The organism is Pseudomonas kurunegalensis, assembly GCF_030291635.1.
GTDB lineage: Bacteria > Pseudomonadota > Gammaproteobacteria > Pseudomonadales > Pseudomonadaceae > Aquipseudomonas > Aquipseudomonas monteilii.
This window is the reverse complement of record NZ_CP127871.1, coordinates 660,427-685,661: the sequence shown is the minus strand read 5'-3', so window position 1 is coordinate 685,661 and position 25,235 is coordinate 660,427. Positions and strand designations below refer to the sequence as shown.

The 25,235-nt window shown below is 59.9% G+C and carries 23 protein-coding genes and 1 pseudogene; 18 read left to right on the top strand and 6 right to left on the bottom strand.

Translation table 11 applies throughout. The features are described 5' to 3' along the window. Positions 1–19 precede the first annotated feature (19 nt). Positions 20–2,008, bottom strand: a complete 1,989-nt coding sequence (locus tag QQ992_RS03070) for a sigma-54-dependent Fis family transcriptional regulator (RefSeq protein ID WP_286112188.1) — start codon at positions 2,006–2,008, stop codon at positions 20–22. A 255-nt stretch (positions 2,009–2,263) separates the two neighbouring features. On the opposite strand from QQ992_RS03070, the gene exaC reads away from it, so the two are divergent. The 11 genes and pseudogenes from exaC (at position 2,264) to QQ992_RS03020 (ending at position 13,278) form a co-directional block, all read left to right on the top strand. Further along, positions 2,264–3,784, top strand: coding sequence for an acetaldehyde dehydrogenase ExaC (gene exaC, locus QQ992_RS03065; RefSeq protein ID WP_016715380.1), 1,521 nt, complete (start codon positions 2,264–2,266; stop codon positions 3,782–3,784). Positions 3,785–3,959: 175 nt separating this feature from the next. After that, positions 3,960–5,408 (top strand): ethanolamine permease, encoded by a 1,449-nt coding sequence (gene eat, locus QQ992_RS03060; protein WP_119368703.1) that lies wholly within the window; start codon positions 3,960–3,962, stop codon positions 5,406–5,408. Between the two features lie 46 nt (positions 5,409–5,454). Next, positions 5,455–6,849, top strand: coding sequence for an ethanolamine ammonia-lyase subunit EutB (locus QQ992_RS03055; protein ID WP_286112187.1), 1,395 nt, complete (start codon positions 5,455–5,457; stop codon positions 6,847–6,849). Between the two features lie 8 nt (positions 6,850–6,857). After that, a complete protein-coding gene (gene eutC / locus QQ992_RS03050; protein ID WP_286112186.1) occupies positions 6,858–7,676 on the top strand; it encodes an ethanolamine ammonia-lyase subunit EutC in 819 nt (272 codons plus the stop codon). 108 nt (positions 7,677–7,784) lie between these two features. Next, positions 7,785–8,243, top strand: a complete 459-nt coding sequence (locus QQ992_RS03045; RefSeq protein ID WP_286112185.1) for a GNAT family N-acetyltransferase — start codon at positions 7,785–7,787, stop codon at positions 8,241–8,243. A gap of 186 nt (positions 8,244–8,429) precedes the next feature. Further along, the gene (locus tag QQ992_RS03040) at positions 8,430–9,077 is read left to right on the top strand and encodes a DedA family protein (protein WP_016715375.1); all 648 of its coding nucleotides are present in this window, start codon (positions 8,430–8,432) and stop codon (positions 9,075–9,077) included. A 9-nt stretch (positions 9,078–9,086) separates the two neighbouring features. Continuing rightward, on the top strand, positions 9,087–9,902 hold the full coding sequence (locus tag QQ992_RS03035) for a M90 family metallopeptidase (RefSeq protein WP_286112184.1): 816 nt from the start codon (positions 9,087–9,089) through the stop codon (positions 9,900–9,902). A gap of 93 nt (positions 9,903–9,995) precedes the next feature. Then, entirely contained in the window at positions 9,996–10,523 is a 528-nt protein-coding gene (gene ppa, locus QQ992_RS03030; protein ID WP_003255365.1) for an inorganic diphosphatase, read from the top strand. Between the two features lie 187 nt (positions 10,524–10,710). Then, complete coding sequence (locus QQ992_RS03025; RefSeq protein ID WP_016715373.1) at positions 10,711–11,412, top strand: LexA family transcriptional regulator; 702 nt, start codon at positions 10,711–10,713, stop codon at positions 11,410–11,412. A 311-nt stretch (positions 11,413–11,723) separates the two neighbouring features. Beyond that, positions 11,724–11,906, top strand: a pseudogene (locus tag QQ992_RS28025) (integrase); the annotation flags it as partial. Positions 11,907–12,237: 331 nt separating this feature from the next. Beyond that, entirely contained in the window at positions 12,238–13,278 is a 1,041-nt protein-coding gene (locus tag QQ992_RS03020) for a DNA cytosine methyltransferase (RefSeq protein WP_286112183.1), read from the top strand. On the opposite strand, the gene QQ992_RS03015 is transcribed toward QQ992_RS03020, so the two are convergent. Genes QQ992_RS03015 through QQ992_RS03005 form a run of 3 tightly spaced genes read right to left on the bottom strand, consistent with a single transcriptional unit; the run spans position 13,265 to position 15,602 of the window. Next, a complete protein-coding gene (locus QQ992_RS03015) occupies positions 13,265–13,639 on the bottom strand; it encodes a very short patch repair endonuclease (protein WP_433963114.1) in 375 nt (124 codons plus the stop codon). The two genes, QQ992_RS03020 and QQ992_RS03015, sit on opposite strands and share 14 nt — an antisense overlap. 59 nt (positions 13,640–13,698) lie before the next feature. Next, positions 13,699–14,448, bottom strand: a complete 750-nt coding sequence (locus tag QQ992_RS03010; RefSeq protein WP_286112182.1) for an MAE_28990/MAE_18760 family HEPN-like nuclease — start codon at positions 14,446–14,448, stop codon at positions 13,699–13,701. Further along, entirely contained in the window at positions 14,424–15,602 is a 1,179-nt protein-coding gene (locus QQ992_RS03005; RefSeq protein ID WP_286112181.1) for a DUF262 domain-containing protein, read from the bottom strand. The genes QQ992_RS03010 and QQ992_RS03005 overlap by 25 nt, the downstream gene beginning before the upstream one ends. 207 nt (positions 15,603–15,809) lie before the next feature. Between QQ992_RS03005 and QQ992_RS03000 the strand changes: the two genes are divergently transcribed. The 5 genes from QQ992_RS03000 (at position 15,810) to QQ992_RS02980 (ending at position 20,326) form a co-directional block, all read left to right on the top strand. After that, complete coding sequence (locus QQ992_RS03000) at positions 15,810–16,142, top strand: hypothetical protein (RefSeq protein ID WP_286112180.1); 333 nt, start codon at positions 15,810–15,812, stop codon at positions 16,140–16,142. A gap of 536 nt (positions 16,143–16,678) precedes the next feature. After that, positions 16,679–18,424 carry a copper resistance system multicopper oxidase gene (locus QQ992_RS02995; RefSeq protein ID WP_286112179.1) on the top strand — a complete coding sequence of 582 codons (1,746 nt, stop codon included), beginning with the start codon at positions 16,679–16,681 and terminating at the stop codon, positions 18,422–18,424. 14 nt (positions 18,425–18,438) lie between these two features. Next, the gene (locus tag QQ992_RS02990) at positions 18,439–18,732 is read left to right on the top strand and encodes a hypothetical protein (protein WP_286112178.1); all 294 of its coding nucleotides are present in this window, start codon (positions 18,439–18,441) and stop codon (positions 18,730–18,732) included. Next, positions 18,722–19,663, top strand: a complete 942-nt coding sequence (locus QQ992_RS02985; RefSeq protein WP_286112177.1) for a copper resistance protein B — start codon at positions 18,722–18,724, stop codon at positions 19,661–19,663. Before QQ992_RS02990 ends, QQ992_RS02985 begins: the two co-directional genes overlap by 11 nt. Before the next feature lie 9 nt (positions 19,664–19,672). Beyond that, entirely contained in the window at positions 19,673–20,326 is a 654-nt protein-coding gene (locus tag QQ992_RS02980; protein ID WP_286112176.1) for a c-type cytochrome, read from the top strand. On the opposite strand, the gene QQ992_RS02975 is transcribed toward QQ992_RS02980, so the two are convergent. Together QQ992_RS02975 and QQ992_RS02970 are read right to left on the bottom strand one after the other, a co-directional pair. Continuing rightward, on the bottom strand, positions 20,314–20,505 hold the full coding sequence (locus tag QQ992_RS02975; RefSeq protein WP_286112175.1) for a hypothetical protein: 192 nt from the start codon (positions 20,503–20,505) through the stop codon (positions 20,314–20,316). The two genes, QQ992_RS02980 and QQ992_RS02975, sit on opposite strands and share 13 nt — an antisense overlap. A 294-nt stretch (positions 20,506–20,799) precedes the next feature. Continuing rightward, on the bottom strand, positions 20,800–22,977 hold the full coding sequence (locus QQ992_RS02970) for a TonB-dependent siderophore receptor (protein ID WP_286112174.1): 2,178 nt from the start codon (positions 22,975–22,977) through the stop codon (positions 20,800–20,802). Between the two features lie 182 nt (positions 22,978–23,159). Between QQ992_RS02970 and QQ992_RS02965 the strand changes: the two genes are divergently transcribed. Together QQ992_RS02965 and QQ992_RS02960 are read left to right on the top strand one after the other, a co-directional pair. Beyond that, on the top strand, positions 23,160–23,852 hold the full coding sequence (locus QQ992_RS02965; RefSeq protein WP_119368694.1) for a response regulator transcription factor: 693 nt from the start codon (positions 23,160–23,162) through the stop codon (positions 23,850–23,852). Next, positions 23,852–25,198 carry a HAMP domain-containing sensor histidine kinase gene (locus QQ992_RS02960; protein ID WP_286112173.1) on the top strand — a complete coding sequence of 449 codons (1,347 nt, stop codon included), beginning with the start codon at positions 23,852–23,854 and terminating at the stop codon, positions 25,196–25,198. The genes QQ992_RS02965 and QQ992_RS02960 overlap by 1 nt, the downstream gene beginning before the upstream one ends. Positions 25,199–25,235: the final 37 nt, after the last annotated feature.

Genomic DNA, 25,235 nt, shown 5'->3' with positions numbered 1-25,235 from the left:
ATCGCACCCGCTGTTTCGCTCAGTCGGCCCTGGTGATGCCGTGTTTGCGCAGTTTTCGATACAAGGTATTGCGGCTGATGCCCAAGTGCTCGGCGACACGGGTCAAGTGCCAGTGTTTTGCCTCTAGCATCTCCATGAGCGCCTGCCGCTCGGCGTCCTGTAGGAGCGGCCTTGTGTCGCGATCGGGCTGCAAAGCAGCCCCAGCGGCCTTTGTACCGACACTGAAACCTTGGGGCCGCTCTGCGGCCCGATCGCGACACAAGGCCGCTCCTACAGGGACGGGGTTGTTGCGAACAATGGCGGGGAGATCCGAGAACTCGATTCGGGCATCCTCGCAAAGCGCCACCAAGGTACGCAGCACGTTGCGCATCTGCCGCACGTTTCCCGGCCAGGCAAAGTCGAGCAGTGCCTGCCGTGCGCGGGGTTCGAGGTCGACCCGTTGCCCCTGCGCCTCCTGATGCAGCAAAAAGTCCAGCAGCTGCGTTTTGTCACTGCGCTCACGCACCGCCGGCAACGCCACCTCCAGACCATTCAGGCGGTAATACAGGTCCTCGCGGAAACTGCCCTGCTCCACCCGCTCCAGCAAGTCGCGGTGGGTGGCGCTGACAATACGTACATCCACCGCTTGCGGCTCGCCACCGATGGGCACCACCTGGCGCTCTTCCAGTACCCGCAGCAGGCGGGTTTGCAAGGCCAGTGGCATGTCGCCGATCTCGTCCAGCAGCAAGGTACCGCCGTCGGCCTGCAGCAGCTTGCCGCGCATGCCTTCTTTGCGTGCGCCGGTAAAACTGCCGCCTCGGTAACCGAACAACTCGCTCTCGATCAGGCTCTCCGGGATCGAGGCACAGTTGATGGCGATGAACGGCTTGCCGCGTCGCCCACTGGCCTGGTGCACGGCCTGGGCAAACGCTTCTTTGCCACAACCGGTTTCACCACGCAGCAACAGCGGCACGTCACGCTCGAACACCCGTACGCTGCGGCGGAATTCGTTCTGCAGAGCCGGGTCGAGCAGGCAGATGGCCGGCTCCATCGGGTGCATGGGCAAGGGTTGCGCAACAGGCACCGACCACACCGGCGCACGGGCCTTGCCGCGCAGGCTGGCAAACACCTGGCGACCGTCCAGCGTATGCAGCGGCCAGACCGTGCTGCCAGCGGGGGTGGCGCGGCTGAACAGGTCGTCGTGGCTGCAGGCAAAAAAGCGCTCCACGGGTTTGCCCAGCACGCCACCGCGCACGCTGCCCAGCAGGTTCAACGCGCTCTGGTTGGCAGCACAAATCCGCCCATCGCCGTCGAACGCCAGCAGGCCTTCGCTGAACAGGCCGACCGACTCGGCCTGCAGGTGAAAACGCAGCAGCCACTGCTGCTCGAAGTGGCGCAGGAAATAGCAGCTTTCAATCATCTTCGCCGACAGGTTCACCAGCGCCATGGTGTGGAACTGGCTCTGGCGCGACACGTCAGGCCGTGCCGATGACACATCCAGCACCGCCAGCAGTTCGCCATGCGGGTCGAACACTGGGCTGGCCGAGCAGGTCAGGCCAGTGTGGCGGCCGCGAAAGTGCTCGTTCTGGTGAATGGTCAACGCCTGGCGCTCGACCAGGCAGGTGCCGATGCCGTTGGTGCCCTCGCGCGCCTCGCTCCAGTCGGCGCCCAACCACAGCCCGGCACGCTCGAAGCTGCGCCGCTCGGTGGCCGCGCTGACGCAGTTGAGGATCACCCCGCGGGCGTCGGTCAGCAGTACCGCATGGCCGGCGCCGGAAAGCTGCTGGTGCAGGCTGTTCATTTCATGATCGGCAATTTGCAGCACCTGGCGCAGGCGCTCGCGGCTTTCCAGCAAACGCCCATGCTCAAGCACCACGGGCGCCTCGATCACCGACGGGTCGAGGTGGTAGTCCTCCAGGCAGCGCAGCCAGGAACGGGCGATGGACGGGTCACTGCCCCCCTCCCCGGCCCCACCATGGGCAACGGTATGCACTTGCCGGGCATGGCGAATGAAAGGATTGCTCTGCATTTGTTGTAGTTCTCCGCAGATAGAGCGTTCCGCCAGCATCCTCCACCCGGGAAGCCTTTGCAATGCACCCGCCTGTGACGTGTCGCAAATGGCACAAAGTGTCACCCCGCGCGTACCGGGGCCGGTACAGCGGCCGATCACAGGGCCTTGGTAACTGACCCAAGTCATTGATTTGACTGGCGTGCGAAACGCTGGCCCAACCTTTGCTCTACGCTTTCCAACTCCTCAACAAACATAACAGCCAGGAGACACACCATGCGTTACGCACATCCCGGTACCGAGGGCGCGAAGGTTTCCTTCAAGAGCCGCTACGGCAACTACATCGGTGGCGAGTTCGTAGCTCCGGTCAAGGGGCAGTACTTTGAAAACACGTCCCCGGTGAATGGCAAGCTGATCGCCGAATTCCCCCGTTCCACTGCCGAAGACATCGATAAGGCGCTCGACGCCGCCCACGCCGCTGCCGACGCCTGGGGCCGCACTTCCGTGCAGGACCGCTCCAACGTGCTGTTGAAGATCGCCGACCGCATCGAGCAAAACCTCGAACTGCTGGCGATTACCGAAACCTGGGACAACGGCAAGCCGGTCCGCGAAACCCTCAACGCCGACATCCCGCTGGCGGTCGACCACTTCCGCTACTTCGCCGGCTGCATCCGCGCCCAGGAAGGCGGTGCTGCAGAAATCAACGAAGGCACCGTGGCCTACCACATTCACGAACCGCTGGGAGTGGTCGGGCAGATCATCCCGTGGAACTTCCCGATCCTGATGGCCGCCTGGAAACTTGCCCCGGCACTGGCCGCCGGCAACTGCGTGGTGCTCAAGCCTGCCGAACAGACCCCGCTGGGCATCACCGTGCTGGTCGAACTGATTGGCGACCTGCTGCCCAAAGGCGTACTCAACGTGGTGCAAGGCTTTGGCCGCGAAGCCGGTGAAGCCCTGGCCACCAGCAAGCGCATCGCCAAGATCGCCTTCACCGGCTCCACCCCGGTGGGCTCGCACATCATGAAATGCGCAGCCGAAAACATCATTCCGTCCACCGTGGAACTGGGCGGCAAGTCGCCGAACGTATACTTCGAAGACATCATGCAAGCCGAGCCGAGCTTCATCGAGAAGGCGGCCGAAGGCATGGTGCTGGCGTTCTTCAACCAGGGCGAAGTGTGCACCTGCCCATCCCGGGCACTGGTACAGGAGTCGATCTACCCGCAGTTCATGGAAGTGGTGATGAAGAAGGTGCTGCAGATCAAACGCGGCGACCCGCTGGACACCGACACCATGGTCGGCGCCCAGGCTTCGCAACAGCAGTTCGAGAAGATCCTCTCGTACCTGCAGATCGCCCAGGACGAAGGTGCCGAGCTGCTGACCGGCGGCAAAGTGGAAAAACTGGAAGGCTCGCTGGCCACCGGTTACTACATCCAGCCGACCCTGCTCAAGGGCAACAACAAGATGCGCGTGTTCCAGGAAGAAATCTTCGGCCCGGTGGTCAGCGTCACCACCTTCAAGGACGAAGCCGAAGCCCTGGCGATTGCCAACGACACCGAGTTCGGCCTGGGTGCCGGCGTGTGGACCCGCGACATCAACCGTGCCTACCGCATGGGCCGAGGGATCAAGGCTGGCCGCGTGTGGACCAACTGCTACCACCTGTATCCGGCGCATGCGGCGTTCGGCGGCTACAAGAAGTCCGGTGTTGGCCGTGAGACCCACAAGATGATGCTGGACCACTATCAGCAAACCAAGAACTTGCTGGTGAGCTACGACATTAACCCGCTGGGCTTCTTCTAGAAAAAAGCTTCAAGTTGCAAGCTGCAAGCTGCAAGAAACAGCGGGCACAGCACCCAACTGCTTTTTCTTGAGGCTTGTAGCTTGCGGCTTGTAGCTCCATGGCTCGCTTCCTGCAGTACCCATCACCATCGGCCCGGAACCCTTCCGGCCACCAAGAAAAAGAACAGGTGAAACTATGCCAAGCGATCATTCCGCCGGCTCGCCGGCAGGCTCTTCTGTCGACTTCGAAAAAGTCGGCTCGGACTACTTCCAGCAACGTGAACTGAAAAAAGGCGCCGCCGGCTGGGTACTGCTGGTCGGCCTGGGTGTGGCCTACGTCATTTCCGGCGACTATGCCGGCTGGAACTTCGGCCTGGCCCAGGGCGGCTGGGGCGGCATGTTCCTCGCCACCTTGCTGATGGCCACCATGTACCTGTGCATGTGCTTCTCGCTGGCCGAACTGTCGTCGATGATCCCTACCGCAGGCGGCGGCTACGGCTTTGCCCGCAGCGCCTTCGGCCCGTGGGGCGGCTTTCTGACCGGTACGGCGATCCTCATCGAATACGCCATCGCCCCTGCCGCCATTGCCGTGTTCATCGGCGCCTACTGCCAGTCACTGTTCGGCATCGGCGGCTGGATGATCTACCTGGCGTTCTACATCGTGTTCATCGGCATCCACATCTTCGGTGTGGGGGAAGCGTTGAAGCTGATGTTCATCATCACCGCCATCGCCGCCATCGCCCTGGCGGTGTTCCTGGTGAGCATGGTGCCCCATTTTGATGCAGCCAACCTGTTCGACATCGCCAAAACGGACGCGGTGGGCGCCAGCAGCTTCCTGCCGTTCGGTTATGTGGGCGTGTGGGCGGCCATTCCTTATGCCATCTGGTTCTTCCTGGCTGTCGAAGGTGTGCCACTGGCCGCCGAAGAAACCAAGAACCCCAAGCGTGACCTGCCACGCGGCCTGATCGGTGCCATGCTGGTACTGCTGGCCTTCGCCCTGCTGATTCTGGTCGTCGGCCCCGGCGGTGCAGGCTCCGAAGCACTGAAAGCGTCCGGTAACCCGCTGGTCGAGGCACTGTCCAAAGCCTATGGCGGCAGCACCTGGATGGGCGGCTTCGTCAACCTGGTCGGCCTGGCCGGGCTGATCGCCAGCTTCTTCTCGATCATCTACGCCTATTCCCGGCAGATTTTCGCCCTGTCCCGCGCCGGCTACCTGCCACGCAAACTGTCGGAAACCAACAAAAGCAAGGCGCCGGTCATGGCCTTGATCATCCCCGGCATCATCGGCTTTGCCCTGTCGCTGACCGGGCAGGGTGACCTGCTGATTCTGGTGGCCGTATTCGGCGCTACCCTGTCTTATGTGCTGATGATGGCCGCGCACATCACCCTGCGCATCCGCCGGCCGAAGATGGAGCGCCCGTACCGCACCCCCGGTGGCATCTTCACCTCGGGCGTTGCCCTGGTGCTGGCGTGCATTGCCGTGGTTGCCGGCTTCCTCGTCGACCCACGGGTGGTAATTGGCGCCGCAGTGATCTATGCGGTATTAATTGCCTACTTTGCTTTCTACAGCCGCCACCACCTGGTTGCGGGCACACCGGAAGAGGAATTCGCCGCGATCCAGAAGGCCGAAGAGGCCCTGCACTGATCGCCGCCACCCGCCGCGGGGCAACCCGCGGCTCTGGAGATTCTGTATGGCAAGTTTCGTACACACGGTTGGCCACCTGGTCTACCGCTTCGACAGCCTCAAGGACGTGATGGCGAAAGCCAGCCCCGCACGCTCAGGCGACTACCTCGCGGGCGTCGCGGCCAGCAATGACGGCGAGCGTGTCGCTGCGCAGATGGCGTTGGCCAATATCCCGCTGACGCACTTTCTCAATGAAGCGCTGATCCCTTACGAAGCGGATGAAGTCACCCGCCTGATCATCGACACCCACGATGCCCAGGCCTTTGCCCCGGTCAGCCACCTGACCGTGGGCGGCCTGCGCGACTGGCTGCTGAGCGAAGAGGCCAATGAGGACAGCCTGCGTGCCTTGGCGCCTGGGCTGACACCGGAAATGGCGGCAGCCGTTTCGAAGATCATGCGCGTGCAGGACCTGGTGCTGGTGGCGCAGAAAATCCGCGTAGTCACCCAGTTCCGAGGCACCATGGGCCTGCGCGGGCGCTTGTCTACCCGGTTGCAACCCAACCACCCGACCGACGAGCCGGCCGGCATCGCCGCCAGTATTCTCGACGGCCTGCTGTACGGCAACGGCGACGCCATGATCGGCATCAACCCGGCCACCGACAGCATCGCCTCCATTTGCACCTTGCTGGAAATGCTCGACGCCATCATCCAGCGCTACGACATCCCCACCCAGGCTTGTGTGCTGACACACGTCACCACGTCGATCGAGGCGATCAACCGTGGCGTACCGCTGGACCTGGTATTTCAGTCCATTGCCGGCACCGAGGCGGCCAATGCCGGGTTCGGTATCAACCTCAACGTGTTGCAGGAAGGTTACGAAGCGGGCCTGTCGTTGAAGCGCGGCACCCTCGGGCAAAACCTGATGTACTTCGAAACCGGCCAGGGCAGCGCGCTGTCGGCCAACGCCCACCACGGCGTCGACCAGCAAACCTGCGAAACCCGCGCCTATGCCGTGGCCCGCCACTTCAAGCCGTTTCTGGTCAACACCGTGGTCGGTTTCATCGGCCCGGAGTACCTGTACAACGGCAAGCAGATCATCCGCGCCGGCCTGGAAGACCACTTCTGCGGCAAGCTGCTGGGCGTGCCGATGGGCTGCGATATCTGCTACACCAACCACGCCGAAGCCGACCAGGACGACATGGACACCCTGCTGACCCTGCTAGGGGTGGCCGGGATCAACTTCATCATGGGCATCCCCGGTTCCGACGACATCATGCTCAACTACCAGACCACCTCGTTCCACGACGCGCTGTACGCACGCCAGACCCTGGGCCTGAAGCCCGGGCCGGAATTCGAAGCGTGGCTGGCCCGCACCGGCATCTTCACCCAGGCCAATGGCCGGGTGCGCTTTGGTGACAACCTGCCGCCGGCCTTCCGCCAGGCCTTGGCACAGCTTGCATAGGGATGACCATGGACCCTCGCACACCTACCCCCGACAACCCTTGGCTGGCCCTGCGCAACCTGACCCCGGCACGCATCGCCCTGGGCCGCACCGGGACCAGCCTGCCGACCGGGGCGCAGCTGGACTTCCAGTTCGCCCATGCCCAGGCCCGCGATGCCGTGCACCTGGCCTTCGACCACGCCGGCATGGCGACCCAACTGAGTGACCGTGGCCGTGACAGCCTGGTGCTGCACAGTGCCGCCAGCGACCGCCACCAGTACCTGCAGCGCCCGGACCTGGGCCGGCGGCTCAACGAAGACTCGATTGCCACCCTGCGCCAGCACGCACAGGCCAACCCCGGCGGCGTCGACCTGGCCATCGTGGTTGCCGACGGCCTGTCGGCGCTGGCTGTTCATCGCCACACCTTGCCGTTCCTGAGCCGTTTCGAGGAGCAAGCGGCCGCTGATGGCTGGACCAGCGCCCCTGTGGTGCTGGTGCAGCAGGGCCGCGTGGCAGTGGCAGACGAGGTCGGCGAGCTGCTGGGCGCACGGATGACCGTGATGCTGATCGGCGAACGCCCAGGGCTCAGCTCGCCGGACAGCCTGGGCCTGTATTTCACCTACGCGCCGAAGGTCGGCCTGACCGATGCCTACCGCAACTGCATTTCCAACATCCGCCTGGAGGGCCTGAGCTATGGCATGGCGGCGCACCGCTTGCTGTACTTGATGCGCGAAGCCTGCAAACGCCAGCTTTCCGGGGTGAATCTGAAGGACGAAGCCGAGGTCCATAGCCTGGAGAGTGAGGACAGCGCCAACCAGAAAGGCAACTTCCTGCTCGGCAAAGGGTAAAAAACATGTCACGGAAGGCGGATTGCACTTGTGACGCGCATTGGGCAGCATGCCCTTGAACGCTGCAGGCATTCCGCTGTTTCCCTAAATGGACTCTGAGGGCCGCACATGCGCATCATCAAGGCAACCCTGGAACACCTCGACCTGCTCACGCCGATGTTCGTCAAATACCGTGAGTTCTATGGGCAGCTGCCCTACCCCGACAGCTCGCGCAGCTTTCTGGAAAAGCGCCTGAAACGGGATGAATCGGTGATCTACCTGGCGCTACCGGATGATGACGACAGCAAGCTGATGGGCTTCTGCCAGTTGTACCCCAGCTACTCGTCGCTATCGCTGAAGCGGGTATGGATACTCAACGACATCTACGTGGCCGAAGACTCGCGGCGCATGCTGGTGGCTGACCACCTGATGCGTGAGGCGAAGAAAATGGCGAAAGAGACCAACGCCGTGCGCATGCGGGTTTCGACCAGCGCGGACAATGAGGTAGCGCACAAGACTTACGAATCCATCGGGTTTCGTGAAGATACGGAGTTCAAGAGCTACATCCTGCCGATCTCCCAGGATTGACTGTACCGGCCTCTTCGCGGGTTTACCCGCGAAGAGGCCGGTACAGGAATACCCCTGCCGTAACCCCCCGCTACAAACTCCCCGGGCATGATCCTGACTTAGCCGTATAATGCCCCACCTGTCATGTGTGAAAATTTACCCATCCCCAGGTAACCGAGCCTACGCCCCAGAACACAGGTGCTGTACATGGATTTCAACCCGCTGGACCTTATCCTGCATCTCGATGCCTACCTCGATCTGCTGGTCACCAATTACGGTCCCTGGATCTACGCCATCCTGTTCACCGTCATTTTCTGTGAAACAGGGCTGGTGGTAATGCCTTTCCTGCCAGGCGATTCGCTGCTGTTCATCGCTGGCGCCGTGGCCGCTGGTGGTGGCATGGACCCGGTGCTGCTGGCCGGCCTGCTGATGGCTGCCGCCATCCTGGGGGACAGTACCAACTACGTGATAGGGCGAACGGCCGGCGAGCGGTTGTTCAACAACCCCAACTCGAAAATCTTCCGCCGCGATTACCTGCAGCGTACCCACGATTTCTACGAACGCCACGGCGGCAAGACCGTGACCATGGCGCGCTTCCTGCCCATCCTGCGTACCTTTGCACCGTTCGTCGCCGGCATCGCGCACATGCATTACCCACGCTTCCTCGGTTTCAGCATCGCCGGTTCGCTGCTGTGGGTGGGAGGCCTGGTTACCCTGGGTTACTTCTTCGGTAACGTGCCGTTCATCAAGCAACACCTGTCGCTGATGGTGGTGGGCATCATCATCCTGTCGCTGGTGCCGATGATCCTCGGCCTGCTGCGCGGCCGCCTGGGCCGGGCCGCCAAGGCTCACTGACCGCCACTCATGTGGTCGTTCAGCGCCTGGCGGCGCAAGCGCACCCTGGCGCGCTACCCCATCTCAGCCCAGCAATGGCAGGCCGTACGCGAGCGCCTGCCGATGCTGGATGGCATCAGTGACGCCGAAGACCACTGGCTGCGCGAAGCCTGCATCCTGTTCCTGCTCGACAAGCACCTCACCTGCCTGCCCGGCGTCGAACTGGACGACGAGCAGCGCCTGTTGCTGGCCGCCCAGGCGCAACTGCCACTGCTGCACCTGGGCGAGCTGAACTGGTACCAGGGCTTCCACGAAATCATCCTGTACCCCGACGACTTCAAAAGCCCCCAGCGCCACCGCGATGCCAGTGGCGTGGAGCACGTCTGGGACGGCGAGCACAGCGGCGAAGCCTGGCAGCAGGGGCCGATCATCCTGGCCTGGAACGGCGTGCTGGCCAGTGGCGGCTGGGAGGCCTACAACCTCGTCATCCATGAGCTGGCGCACAAGCTCGACATGCTCAATGGCGATGCCAACGGCCTGCCCCCGCTGCACAGCGGTATGCCGGTGGATGAGTGGGCAACGGCCATGCAACAGGCCTACGACGACCTCAACCGCCAGCTGGACGCCAACCCCGACGCCGAAACCGCCATCGACCCCTATGCCGCGGAAAACCCGGCGGAATTCTTTGCTGTCACCAGCGAATACTTCTTTAGTGCCCCCGACCTGCTGCAGCAGGCTTATCCATTGGTCTACCGCCAGTTGTCGCTGTTCTACCGGCAAGACCCGCTGGCGCGCCTGCGCCAGCTACAGGCCGAACACCCCGAATACCGCGAAAGCCACGCCTGACGGGGCCGCACATCAGGCCAGGCGTGGCATGCCCCGGCAGAATGTGCCTATAATCGCCGCCACTTTTTTGGTCAAACACGGGGGCACTGCCCAATGAGCTACAGCAAGATTCCGGCGGGCAAAGACCTGCCGAACGACATCTACGTCGCCATCGAGATCCCGGCCAACCACGCGCCGATCAAATACGAGATCGACAAGGACAGCGACACCCTGTTCGTCGACCGTTTCATGGCTACCCCAATGTTCTACCCAGCCAACTACGGCTTCATCCCGAACACCCTGGCTGACGACGGTGACCCGCTGGACGTGCTGGTTGTTACCCCTTACCCGGTAGCGCCAGGCTCGGTTATCCGCGCCCGTCCGGTTGGCGTGCTGAACATGACCGACGACGGCGGCGGCGACGCCAAGGTCATCGCTGTTCCTCACGACAAGCTGTCGCAGCTGTACGTTGACGTGAAGGAATACACCGACCTGCCAGCCCTGCTGATCCAGCAGATCGAGCACTTCTTTGCCAACTACAAAGATCTCGAGAAGGGCAAGTGGGTCAAGATCGAAGGTTGGGAAGGCGCCGACGCCGCCCGTGCCGCGATCACCAAATCGGTTGCTGCCTACAAGGGCTGATACCGGTTGCTGAAAGAACCCCGCCATGGCGGGGTTTTTTTATGCCTGAATGGGCGATGCTCAGGTTGCTGGTAATAAATCCTACGCAGTCCTACATCAACTCCCTACAAACCACCTCTTTTCGTACAACCCTTGTCAACACCCGGTTCATATCCTTGCTGACACCCCCGCCGCTACACTCGCCACCATGAACACTTCCGGCGACCGCCTCAAAGCCCTGCTCCACGAATGTGGCCTGACCCCTTCCGATTTTGCCGCCCAACGCAGCGTCACACCGCAGCACGTCAACAACTGGTTCAAACGGGGTGTGCCTTTGGCCCGGCTGGACGAACTGGCCGACTTGTTCTGTGTGCACCGCCGTTGGCTACGCACCGGAGAAGGGCCCAAACATCCCAACCCGATCCTGCGCAGCGGCGCGCCCCGGCCGACGCCCGTCAACCCGCCCTCTCCGCTGTCGGTGGAACATGGCCGGGCAGTGAAGGTGCCTTACTACCAGTTGCAACAAGGCCAGCTGTCGCCGGTGGCCAGCAAACACCTGCGCTTGCCGGCAAAAGCCTTGAGGGGGCTGGGTGTGCATGCCGCCAATGCGATCTGCCTGGCGATGCCGGCCAGCAACATGCTGCCCCTGATTCCGCTGAATGCCAGCCTGGCCATCGACCTGGGCATGACCCGAGTGGTCGAGGGCGAAACCTATGCCCTGCTGCACAACGGCATGCTCAGGGTGAACAACCTCAGCCTTGGCCAGCACGGTACGCTGTACCTGCACAGCCATGACCGGCGCAACTACGCAGTCGAACGCTACACCCCCGCACAGTGCCAGGCGCAGGGCCTGGAAATTCTTGGCTGGGTGTTTCACTGGTCGCATTTCCGCCAACAGCGGCCTGGCTGAAACACCCTGTGCCATTTTTTGCTGGGCATCCTGCGCGTGCCCTTGTATGCTACGCGGCACATTCAGCCCCGACCGGCGCAAGCCGCGGTCCAGAGGGCTCTGGCGATATCCCACACGGGCATCTGCCATTTCTTTCAGGCCCTTGATGGCCACTCAGTTAAGGCGATTGCGGCTTACCATAAATTAGTCGGAAGCGTCCCCGAGAAGCCGGCCACAAGCCGGCTTTTTAATTGTCCGAAGAAATCCCCACCAGTACAAACCACTTTGTCAGGCCCTAAGATCTACGGGCCTCTCAGCCTATCATGCGTCTTATGGGATCCAACTCTGTTTTGCACCATCCGACGCAAATGCGGGGGGACGACTGGGGGGACAGATATGCATCCCTCGGAGGACAGAATGGGAGAGCTAAAAAATCTAAGCAGGTCGAGAACCTGGTAGAGCCCGATACGTATGAGGACGACTTAGGCCTGCGACTCGTCGTGAAAAGCACTGGGTGAAAATCTTGGGCTCTCAGATTCCAGCTTGCTGGCCGTGAAATCGCCCCTGGCTCCCATCGCCGGTTTCACTAAGCAAAACGACAGCGGCACCGAACCAGCGCAGACGGGACTGAGCACGTCAAGCCTCAAGGCCGATTTGAGCATTCCCATTGCAGCGACAGGAATGACTGCTGTTGTTCTGGCAGTCTGCTAGCTTCAGCCGCCTGCCCTCAGATGACGGAGTGGCGCAAGGCCCAGGGCAGAAGGGTCTGACCACACCTGACGATCGGCGACCTCGATCTTTTGATTGCATCAATGTAGAATACTCTCTCCTTGGGGGCATTTTTTGATGGCAATGATTGACACTGTTGACCTGTTCTGTGGCGCTGGCGGCCTGACTGCTGGTTTGCGTCGTGTGGGCGTAGACGTTCGCGCAGGCTACGACATCGACTCTAACTGCAAATTCGCCTACGAAGAGAACAATGGAGCGACCTTCGTCACGAAAAGCGTAGAGGACGTTTCAGGAAGCGAGATTTCTGGCTGGTATCGTCCAGGCGCAATCAAGCTGCTAGCGGGCTGCGCTCCTTGCCAACCGTTCTCCAGCTACAATCAGGGTCGCGATACCAAGTCGGATCGAAAGTGGCCATTGTTGTACGCTTTCAAACGACTGATCGAAGAGGTACGGCCTGAGCTTGTCACCATGGAGAACGTGCCGGACGTCACCAAGCATGAGGTCTATCATGACTTCGTTAAGGCTTTGGAGAAGATGGAGTACTTCGTATGGGCGGAACGTGTCTCTTGCACGGAATATGGTCTTCCGCAGCAGCGTCGTCGCCACGTACTGCTTGCGTCGAAACTAGGCCCTATCTCCTTGATCAGCCCGACTCACAACGATCACCCAATTACCGTTGCAGAAACTATCGCACACCTTCCGCCTATCGCCTCAGGCGAGTGCGATCCAAATGATCCATTGCATCGCGCCTCTCGTCTGACGCCTCTGAATCTCAAAAGGATCATCCATTCTCGTCCAGGGGGTAGCTGGAAAGATTGGCCGGTCAAACTCCGAGCAGAATGCCATCAGAGAGAAAGTGGAAAGAGCTATCCGAGCGTTTATGGCCGGATGCGCTGGGACCAACCGAGTCCAACTATGACAACGCTTTGCTATGGTTTCGGAAATGGTCGGTTCGGACATCCCGAGCAAAATCGAGGCATCTCACTTCGTGAGGCCGCGTTGCTACAATCTTTCCCCCTTGATTATCAGTTCATGCCGGCGAACAACATCACGTTCAAAGCTGTAGGAAGAATGATAGGAAATGCGGTTCCTGTGCGACTGGGAGAAGTTATCGGCTTGAGCCTCAGAGCACATGTAGAGAAATTCAAGGAAGCCTAAATTCCTGTCTCAGGCGGGCCCGCAATGATATTTCGTCGCGAGTTTCACACTCCCAGACTATCATGACCCGCCATCCCAACTCTCTCAGCTCTCTTTCCTTCCTGGCGTCTCGCTCCACATTCGAAGAAAACTTAGGAAGCCAGTATTCCACTCTCGTTTTAGGCGTAGTTGAAAAACGACACCCATCGTGCCTATGCCAGAAACAACCATGCACTAATATAACTGTTTTGTATTTAGGTAGAACGACATCAGGGCTTCCTGGCAGATCACGACGATTTACACGAAAGCGAAGCCCCAAAGAATGTATCAGCTTTCGTACAAAAATTTCCGGCTTGGTATGCGCTCTTTTCACAGAGCGCATGATACGACTTCTTACCTCGTACTCAATCTCAGTCACCACACCTCCTGAAAAATTCAATATCAAGCTGCACCGGGAGGCGTAGCTAGATAACCTTTTTTGGAAAGATAAACTTCAATATTATTGAGGAGCATACCAAGGTAATCGACCACGGACACCTTTATTGCCATTATCTGATCGATCGTGACATTAGAACCACACGCCAAAAATGCTAAGCTGCCATGCGCCAGATCATTTCGCCGATTCTTAACCTCCAATAGAGGCGCCAGATTGTACTCCTTCAAGTAAGGATCTTTCCCTGGGTTGAAGCCGAATTTCTTTGCCAGTTTTTCGAGCTCCCCGTAGTGAACATTCCCACCTATTTTGTTGGCTTCGAAGCCTGCATTGATGATCGCCACGGCTAGCGGAGGACGCCCGTCCATTCGCTGCTTCTTTATACGCCCACGAATATCGTCATCTTTCATTAGAGTAGCGAAATGATGTTGTAAGTCATCATGCAAGTCGTCAAAATGATGACCATATTTTTGCATGTCATTTCTGATCGCTTGCAAAACCTGTCTCACCGAGGCCTCTACGATATTGTAGAGCAATAAAAAACCATTGGCCTTGAGAGTATCGATGAGACTTGACTTTATATGCACCAGTTCACGTTCACCAGGAGCACCTTCACCGAACGGTAGCGCCAGCGACAACTGCGCATTTCTATCTACAACTTTGAAGAGGAAATCGAAGTATATATCGATTTCTTCGACGCGGGTTTCATAGACTTCCCTGGCCTTTAGCATACTCAGAAAAGCTCCAAGTTTTTCCAATCATCATCAACCGGCCTTTTCCGCATGGTTTCAGGCTCCCGCCCAAGCAACATGTCGCGAACATAATAGAGCCGATCAAGGAGCTTTGGCCTTGAGTTCGTGGCATCCGACCTGGTATGCAACTTGAACTCGTTACTCTCCAGCCATTTGGCGACGTCAGAAGATGATGTAAGCTTCGGCTCTTCACGGATAGCTCTAGCAACGCCGACAGCGATAGCCTCAAAGCGGACCCGTGGGACAGTCTTATGATTAGGTTCTTTACGGAAACCATAAGGGAAGTTTTGTTCGACGAATGCAATCATGCGATTAAACTCATCCCTGCAACGATCAATGAGGCCTCCGTCCTCTTCCGCTCTTTTGTTCATTTCCGTCAAATAATCAGTGAGGAACGGTGTAACCTCATGTACAAAACCTTCCGCATTGTCGAGATAAGCGAAGAACCGCAGAAGCATTTCCTCATACTCCCTAAGTTTCGCCCTTTTTTCCGAAAGCGGGCAAATACTTCTGAATACCGGATCTTTTGCCAACTCCTCAATCAAAGTTAGGAATGGACCATCGCTATGCCCACGCCGCTGCTCCATTGGTTGAAGTTTAGTGCCGCCAGAGTTAAGTCGATCGAACATCTCGCGACGCGACCCTTCATCCAGCCGCACTGTAAGCACAGCTATCCGGACAACCTTACCTTTAATTCGACGCTGCCACTTGACGGGAAGCTGGCTATATCTGAATCCATTTAACGACTTGATTTTTTTCAAATCACAAAGGACCAACCGATCTGTCATGAAGTAGTAAAGCGTTCTCAAACGCTGACTACCATCAATAACCTCCCATGCACCGGGGTGCATTTCATCCTCTGTCTCGCCCATATACAGAGGAGTCACAGGAAGGTTCATGAACAATGACTCGATAAATCTGCTTTGCTGCTTTGGGAGCCAAATGAATTCGCGCTGATAGTCCGGTATGAATATCTCAGCACTATCTGTTTCCAACCCATCCGAGTATTTCTGAACCAAAACCTCGACCGGGTACTCCCGTAGCTGCAAATCATGATGCTCGGCAGTTTCAGAAATCTCCCGATCTAACCGGGCTAGGTCTTCTTCGCTTTTCTCGACCCCAACGGCCCCTAACATATCTATCTGACTACCGTCGCTCATCCCTTACCCCTTCGCTCCCATGTGAGCCCGCATAACAGACGAATGCAGAGAATATAGCGCATAGACATCATCGACCGCGACGTCACTTTCGACTAGACGCCGTACGAAATGGCTCTGAAACCCGCATGAGCTCCCCTCTCCGGTTCGGTCGAAAAAAACTCAGCCCTACATAACGGAAGGGACACCATCACTCTGGAGCTTCACTTTATGTCTATTCAGTGCCCTCGCTGTGCCTCCCCTAAAGTAGATCGCTTCTATAACGCCATGAAAGCTGGAGCAGCTATAGGTACTCTCGGAGGAGCCACGCGCGGTATCAGCACAGCTCTTGCTAGTCGGCACGCTGGCTCCGTTATTGGCATGGTCGGAGGTCCGATTGGGATAATCCTCGGCTCGCTGGCAGGCGCAATCCTCGGTGGCCTGGTTGGAGGGATTGGGGACTGTGCATTGGGTGCCAGGTTGGGCGAGTCTCTTGATCGCCACGTCCTGGCACACAATGTTTGCTCCCTTTGCGGCCACCGCCTCAACCTGCCCAAAAGATGACAGCCCCCTTGCTAGCACGAATGGGCTACGCATAGAGGATCTTCACAGAGAGACTAACCGTCGTGAGAAGCGTGATCCCAATCGTCCGGAGGTAAGCGCAAGAACAGGGGCAAGTTCGCTTGCCCCTTTTATGCAGCCAGGAACCACCTACAACGACCCCGACCAGAGGGCCGATCGCAGACAATCCCGTAATCCAGCTTTCCAGTACAATTGATCACGCCTGTCAGTCTTTGCTCCCTTGAATCCCCCACGCCTCGCTCATCTGGGGAACAAATAGGGGTACAGCTGTAAAGAAACGGTTGAAACTTTTTAAATACAGCACCTTAGGTGAATAAAAACCCGGCCACAAGCCGGCTTTTTAATGCCTAACCGAAAGCCATCCCAAGCCCTCTGCAGCCTGCCTCCCCCCTTCAAGAAGCTGACGGAAAAGTAATGTCGGACTCAGTTTTCTGACAGCGGCAACTCGCTAGTTTGGTCGTGGGCTGCGACATCCAGCAGCCGGGATATCCGCACTCCACACGACTGGACGCAACGGCATGCAAAGCAAAACCACAAGACGCACCTTCGTCAAAGGCCTGGCCGCTACCGGACTGCTCGGCGGGTTGGGCATGTGGCGCACGCCGGTGTGGGCCTTGACCAGCCCTGGCCAGCCAAACGTGCTGACAGGCAGCGACTTCGACCTGTACATCGGTGAACTGCCGGTCAATATCACCGGCACAGCGCGCACAGCGATGGCAATCAACGGCTCTATACCTGGCCCAACGCTTCGCTGGCGCGAAGGCGATACCGTTACGCTTCGCGTGCGCAACCGTTTGAAGCAGGACACCTCCATCCACTGGCACGGCATCATCCTGCCGGCCAACATGGATGGTGTGCCTGGCCTGAGCTTCCATGGCATCGCCCCGGATGGCCTGTATGAGTACAGGTTTAAAGTCCATCAGAACGGCACCTACTGGTACCACAGCCACTCAGGCTTCCAGGAACAGGTAGGGGTGTACGGCGCGCTGGTCATCGATGCGAAAGAACCCGAGCCGTTCACCTATGACCGGGATTACGTGGTGATGCTCAGCGACTGGACGGATGAAGACCCTGCCCGGGTACTGTCCAAGCTCAAGAAACAGTCTGACTACTACAACTTCCACAAACGGACGGTGGGCGATTTCGTCAACGACGTGAGCGAAATGGGCTGGTCCGCTGCGGTGGCTGATCGCACGATGTGGGCCGAAATGAACATGAGCCCCACCGATCTCGCGGACGTGAGCGGATACACCTACACCTACCTCATGAATGGCCAGGCGCCGGGCGGCAACTGGACGGGGGTATTCAAGCCTGGCGAAAAAATCCGCCTGCGCTTCATCAACGGCTCTGCCATGACGTATTTCGACGTGCGTATTCCCGGCCTGAAGATGACCGTGGTTGCGGCGGATGGGCAGTATGTGAAGCCGGTTGCGGTCGACGAGTTCCGTATCGCGGTTGCTGAAACCTACGATGTCATCGTTGAGCCCGAAGATGGGCAGGCATACACCCTCTTTGCTCAATCCATGGACCGCACCGGCTATGCCAGGGGCACCTTGGCTATCCGCGAAGGCTTGCAAGCGGCTGTTCCAGCTGTTGATCCACGCCCGCTGATTTCCATGAGTGACATGGGTATGGATCACGGCGGCATGGCGGGGATGGACCATAGCAGCATGGCCGGCATGGACCACAGCCAGATGGCCGGCATGGATCACGGCAGCATGGCCGGCATGAGTGGAGCCATGCAGCGCCATCCTGACTCAGAGACCAACAACCCCTTGGTCGACATGCAGACGATGAGCCCCACGCCGAAACTGAGCGACCCGGGCATCGGGCTGCGTAACAACGGCCGCCGTGTGCTGACCTATGCGGATTTGCGCAGCACCTTCATTGATCCCGACGGCCGAGAACCTGGCCGCACCATCGAGTTGCACCTCACAGGCCACATGGAGAAATTCGCCTGGTCGTTCGACGGGGTCAAGTTTTCCGATGCCGAGCCGCTGCGTCTCAAATACGGGGAGCGCCTTCGTATCACCTTGGTCAACGACACCATGATGACTCACCCCATCCACCTGCATGGCATGTGGAGCGACCTGGAGGATGAGAACGGCAACTTCATGGTGCGCAAGCACACCATCGACATGCCGCCTGGCTCGAAACGAAGTTACCGCGTGACTGCGGATGCTTTGGGGCGCTGGGCCTATCACTGCCACCTGCTGTTCCACATGGAAATGGGCATGTTCCGAGAAGTCCGCGTGGACGAATGAACTGGAGATCCGAGATGAACAAACCTATGAAACGAAGCGCGTTTTTCCTCTCTGCTGCGATGGCTGGCCTGCTGGCTGTCTATGCCCCGTCGTCGTGGGCCGGCGACAACCATGAGCAACACACCCGGAAGGCTGCAGATGCAGCAAAAGCCAAGGGCGCTCAAGGCATGGACCACGGTTCCATGAAGGGCATGGATCACAGCGCCATGAAGGGCATGGACCATGGCTCGATGGAAGGTATGGATCACAGCAAGATGATGAAATCGCAGGGCAGCGACAACGCCAAGGCAGGGAAAGATGGCCAATAGCCCGGCGCGACCCTCGCTGCTGACCCTGGCCGTTTCACTCGGCATGCTGGGTACTGCACCCAGCTTCGCCGCTGGCGAAATGGACCATTCGGCGATGGGGCACGGCTCCATGTCGGGCATGAACCCTAGCCAGATGGATCATGGCAGCATGCAGGGCATGGATCATGGGGGCATGGATCACTCGAAGATGAACCATGGTGCTGCCACCCCTGCGACGACCAGCCGAACCCCGATTCCCGAACTGACGGATGCAGACCGGCAGGCCGCATTCCCCCCGCTGGGCGGGCATCAGGTGCACGACAGCGCGCTCAATAGCTTCTTCTTGCTGGACCAGCTTGAATATCAGGATGCAGACGAGGGCAGCACCCTGGCCTGGGATGCTACCGGGTGGGTCGGCGGCGATATCAACCGGTTGTGGATTCGCTCCGAAGGCGAACGCACCAACGGCGTCACCGAAGATGCCGAGTTGCAGTTGCTCTATGGCCGCGCTGTCAGCCCCTGGTGGGATGTGGTTGCCGGGGTGCGCCAGGATTTCAAACCGCAATCCCCGCAGACCTGGGCGGCGTTCGGCATCCAGGGCATGGCGCTTTACGGCTTCGAGGCCGAAGCCACCGCGTTCCTGGGTGAGAACGGTCAAACCGCCGCCCGCCTGGAAGGCGACTACGACATTCTGCTGACCAATCGCCTGATCCTTCAGCCCACCGCCGAAGCCAATTTCTATGGCAAGAACGACCCTGAGCGAGGCGTGGGTTCTGGCCTGGCGAATACCGAGGTCGGGCTGCGGCTACGGTATGAAATCGTTCGCCAGTTCGCACCTTACATAGGCATCACCTGGAGCCGCTCCTACGGCAAAACGGCTGATTTCGTCCGCGACGAGGGTGGTGATGTGGATGAAGCGCGTTTCGTTGCCGGCATCCGCATGTGGTTTTGAGAGCCCGACATGAAAAAAACAATTACAACGCTTGTTGCAGCAGGCGCCGTCGCCGGTGCGGGCGTATTGGGCGCCGCTTACTTTGGCCTGGTGAACGTCGGGGCTGATGACCCTCATTTCCCGGCCGTGCATGCCTTTCTGGCCATGGCCCGGGATCGGTCTATCGAAGTACGGGCCAGGGATATCGAGGTACCGGACCTCAAGAATGAAAACCTTATTCGCATCGGCGCCGGTAACTACAACGCCATGTGCGTTGGTTGCCATCTGGCCCCTGGCGTCGAAAAGACCGAGCTGAGCCAAGCGCTGTACCCGTCGCCCCCTGACCTGAGCAAGCTCGGCGCCAGCGGTGACCCCGCTGTTGCGTTCTGGACCATCAAGCACGGCATCAAGGCTACGGGAATGCCGGCTTGGGGCAAGAGCATGGATGATTCGTATATCTGGGGCATGGTGGCTTTTCTGGACCAACTACCGCAGATGAATGCTCAGCAGTACCAGGCGATGGTCGCAAGCAGTGGCGGCCACCAGCATGGCGGTGGTGAAAGTGACATGCACAACCATGAAGGCCAGCATGGGCAAGACGAAGCCGGCAGTGATCACCACTCGAAGCCGGATTCGAAGACGCATGTTCATCGTGATGGGAAGGAGCATGGTCATGGAGGCTGATTGCGTTTATCCACAAGCCGGCTTTTTTTGATAATCCTCACGCAGCCCTGCCCTAACTGTTTCATCCCCAACTCGGGCTCATTCATCAGCGCATTGGCCATCGCACTCAGGTATTGGGTCAGGAAAAATCGGCCCTTGAAATGTTCACCTTGAATGCTGCACTGGGCCGACAGGTACATGCCGACAGGGTTTCAGCGCCTGGTAGATCGAGCGCCGCCCGCGCGGCGCATCGCGAGCAAGCTCGCTCCTACATCTGTTTCGGGCCAATTTATCCTGGGAGATTTGCCCGCGAACCTTCTGCGCACGACACGATATCGTGCCGTACAAACCAGGCGGTCGCGTGCGCAGGCACAGGCGTTACTGGCCAAAAACAAATGTAGGAGCGAGCTTGCTCGCGATGCGCCGCGCGGGCGGCGCTCGATTTCATAAACGCTGCAAAACCGTAGGCGTCCACCTATACGCCACAACACCAATCAAAAGTCATACCGCGCCCCAACCATCATGCTGCGCGACGGCCCATAGAAGTTGAATGTCGACGTCGACCCCACCCGCGACAGGTAATCCCGGTCGAACAGGTTGTTGACGTTGAAGGTGGCGGTCAGTTTCGAGGTCACCGGGTACGACAGCATCGCATCCACCGTGGCATAGCCTGGTGCATCGATGCGCACGCCGCCATTCTCGGAATAGAAGTTGCTCATCGCCGAAATGCCGCCACCAATGGCCAGGCCGTTCAGCGGGCCTTGGCTGATGGTGTACTTGCTCCACAGCGAAGCCTGGTTGCGCGGCATGATGAAGAAGGTGGTTTCTGCATCGCCCTTGAGGGTTTCGGTTTCCATCCAGGTGTAGCCGGCCAGCAGCTCCCAGTTTGGCGTCAGCTTGCCGCTTACTTCCACTTCGGCGCCTTTGACGCGGGTTTTGCCGGAAGCGACCGAGAAGTTGGTGTCTACGCCGTCCTCGTCGTATTCGGTGGTGGCGCGGTTCTTGTCGGTCAGGCGGAACACCGAGAAGCGGGTGTTCAGGTCTCCACCGAAGTAGCTGCTCTTCAGGCCGAACTCGTACTGCTCACCTTCACGCGGTTTCAGCACCCGGCCGTTGCTGTCGGTGTCGGACTGCGGCTTGAACACCTGCGAGTAGCTGGCGTACAGGGCGTGGTTTTCGGTCAGGTCATAGACCAGGCCGCCATACGGGGTGAAGTGGCCATCCACGCGCTTGCTGTCGTTGGTGGTGGCACCGCTGCTCAGGGTGGTGGTGTAGAAATCACCGCGATACCAGCTGAAGCGGCCACCGGCGATCAACGCCAGGCGCTCGATCGGGCGGAAGGTGACCTTGGAGTACAGGCCGTATTCCTCTTCCTGCATGCCGGTCTCGGTGCTGTAGTTGGGCGACGGTTTGGCGAACTGCTTCGGCGAGTAAGTGTTGACGTTGATGGCGCCCAGGTTGGTGGTGCCGTTGAGGTACTCGGTGTCGTAGTTCTTGTAGTCGGTACCGACCACGAATTCGCTGACCTGGCCGAGGGTTTCGAACGGCTGGCTGTAGCTGGCGTCCAGCGAGTAGGTGTCCTGGGTGAAGTCACGGGCGCTGGCGCGCTCGGAGTTGGCACCGGTGGTGGCGTTGGTCGCGGTGAAGGCGTACAGGTAGTTGGTGTCGCGGTGCGAGCCACGGGCGGCGACACGGCCATAGCCGCCGTTGTCGAAGCGGTGGGTCAGCTCGGCGACCAGGTCGGTGGTCTTGCCGTCAAAGTAGTTCCAGTCGGCACCCAGGAAACGGGAGTGGCTGAAGTCCGGCACATCGCCAGACAAGGTTGCCGGGTAGCCGTTGTGCGGGCTGATGTTCTTCACTTCGTGCATCAGGCCGAACGACAGCGTGGTGGCGTCGTCCAGGTCGACATCCAGCGCGCCGTAGTAGCTGTTGCTGGTGTTGGCGTTGTAATCGACTTCGCCATTGGTGTCGTCGCGGGATGCGATGAAACGCCCGCGCACGCGACCGGCATCATCCAGCGGCCCGCTCAGGTCGATTTCTTCGTGGTTGGTGTCCCAGGTGCCGTAGCTGCCTTCGACGTGGCCCTGGAATTCGGCGGTCGGGCGCTTGCGCACCATGTTGACGATGCCGCCCAGCTCGCTGGTGCTGCTGAACAGCCCGGCCGGGCCACGCATGATTTCGACACGGTCGAACGCCGCCAGCGACGGCACGGTGCCGAAGATGCTGGCCATGGGGGCCGGCAGGCCGTCGATGTTGAACTCGCTGTATTCGTAACCACGGGCGTAGATCGAAGACCGGCCGCTGTCGTTGGTCAGGGTGCGCAGGCCGGCGGTGTACTTGGCCAGGTCATCCAGGTGCACGAACTGGCGGTCTTTGACGTAATCCTGGGTGTAGACGGTGATCGATTGCGGGATGTCCTTGAGCGCCGCAGGGGTCTTGGTGCCCACAGTCGCGGCATCGACGCTGTAGCCGCCGGTTGCTTCCGAGGGCAGCATGTCGTACAGGCGGTTGCCTTCGATGGTCAGTGCCGGCAGGTCGAGCGCGTTGTCCTCTACCGCCGCCTGGGTCGCGACCGTCTCCGCCAGTGCCGACAACGAAAATGGCGCCAGCAAGCCCAGCACCAACAAGCCCCGCACCTGTCGCGAGTTCCCCACACGTTTGAAACCGTTCATGACACACCCTTCACCCAAATGACATTAATTCGCAAACGAAACAAGTTGCTTTTTGCGAACGATACCGGAGCGAAAACGGGGGTGCAGCATCATTAACCTTCTTAACACTCCCGGGCGTTGCCCTTCCCCTGCCAGCAATGGGATGATTCGTAACTGATAGAAGTTCTCATTAAAGGCTCGCCGTGCCCACCTCACTTCTCCTCGTCGAAGACGACCCACGCCTGCGTCAGGACTTGGAACGCCATTTCCTCAACCGTGGTTTCCAGGTGCATGCCTGCGCCAGCGGCACTCAGGCCCTGAATGCCATACAGCAATCGCAATTCGAGCTGGTTTTGCTGGACATCATGCTGCCGGGCATCGACGGCCTCAGCCTGCTCGACGCATTGCGCCGCCAGCAGGCGGTGCCGGTCATGCTGATGTCGGCGCTGGGGGCGGAACAGGACCGCATCAGTGGCTTCACCCGAGGTGCGGACGACTACCTGCCCAAGCCCTTCAGCCTGGCGGAGCTGGACGCACGGGTCGATGCCCTGCTGCGGCGCGTGGCGTTCGATCGCGGCACGGCGCTGCGGGCCGACGTGGGCGAGGTAATGCTGGACCACGACCGCCAGGACGTTATCCACAACGGTAACGCTGCAGGCCTCACGGCTTCCGAATTCCGCTTGCTGGTGACGCTGCGTGCCCACCCCGGCGAAGCCCTGAGCAAGCCGTTCCTGTACCAGACCGTGCTTCACCGGGCCTATACCCGCCTGGACCGGGGCCTGGATGTGCATGTGTGTAACCTGCGCCGCAAACTGGCCGACATCAACGCCCAGCACCTGCAGATCCAGGCCGTGCGCGGCCAGGGTTACATCCTGGTCGACACGGAACAGCCCTGATGCGCCGCCATCCGTTGCTGTGGAAACTGGCCGTGCTGCAAGTCAGCTTCTGCCTGTTGTTGGTCTGGCTGATCTGGACCTGGGGCCTGTCGGTGGAGCGCAGCACCTATTTCCTGTCCCCGGCCAACCAGGACTACCTGGCGCGCTATGCGCAACAAGCTGAAGACGCCTGGGACCAAGGCGGTGCGGTGGGCGTCGAGACCTGGCGCAGGCAACTGGAACACGCCGAGGACACCTGGGTGGCAGTGATCGGGCCGCACCTGCAAAGCCTCGGCACCACCCCGCTAAGTGCCGAGCAGGCCAGCCACCTGACCTTCATGCGCAAACTCGATTGGCCGATGAGCCGTCGCCTGCAAGATGAACTGCCCTACGTCAGCATCGAATTCCCGCGACACCCCGAGCACGGCCGCCTGGTGCTGCAACTGCCTGAGCGACTGCTACCCACCGGCCTTACGCCGTGGACCCACGTGGTCACCCACGGCGTAGCCCCCGCACTGCTCGCCCTGCTGCTGGGCCTGGCGCTGTACCGGCATTTGGTAGTGCCGCTGAACCGCCTGCGCGACCGCGCCGACGCCCTGCGTGCCGATGACCTGGACAGCCCCGCCCTGCCCCTGCAAGAGCGTCGCGATGAGCTGGGGGAACTGGCACAGGCCTTCGAGCACATGGCCGGGCGCTTGCGCCAGAGCCTGGAGCAACAGCGCCTGCTGTTGCGCACGTTGTCGCACGAACTGCGCACGCCGCTGGCGCGGCTACGCATCGCCCATGACAGCGACTTGCCGCCGCCCCAGTTGCGCGAGCGTCTGGACCGCGAAGTCGCCGACATGCAGAAGCTGCTGGAAGACACCCTGGACCTGGCCTGGATGGACACCGAGCAACCCAGCTTGCCGACCGAGCCGGTATTGATGGTGTCGGTGTGGGAGGCCCTGTGCCAGGACGTCTGCTTCGAAAGCGGCTGGGCCCCTGCGCGCCTGCCATGTTCGCTTGGTATCGACTGCCAGGTACAAGCCCATCTGGACAGCCTTGCACAAGCCCTGGAAAACCTGCTGCGCAATGCCATTCGCCATTCGCCACCCGAAGGCCGGGTCAGCCTGGATGGCTGGCGCGAAGGCGAGGTTTGGCACCTGCGCCTGAGCGATCAGGGCCCCGGCGTGCCGCACGCGGACCTCGAACGCATCTTCAAACCTTACCAACGTCTTGCCGACAGTGGCGCTGGCTTCGGCCTGGGCCTGGCCATTGCCCGACGCGCGATCGAGCTGCAAGGCGGCCGGTTGTGGGCCAGCAATGGCCACCCGGGCCTGTGCCTGCATTTGACCTTGCCGGCCGCCAGCGACTGTTTAGAAAGTTAATGCGCTTTACGCTCAATCAGGACTGATTATCATCTGG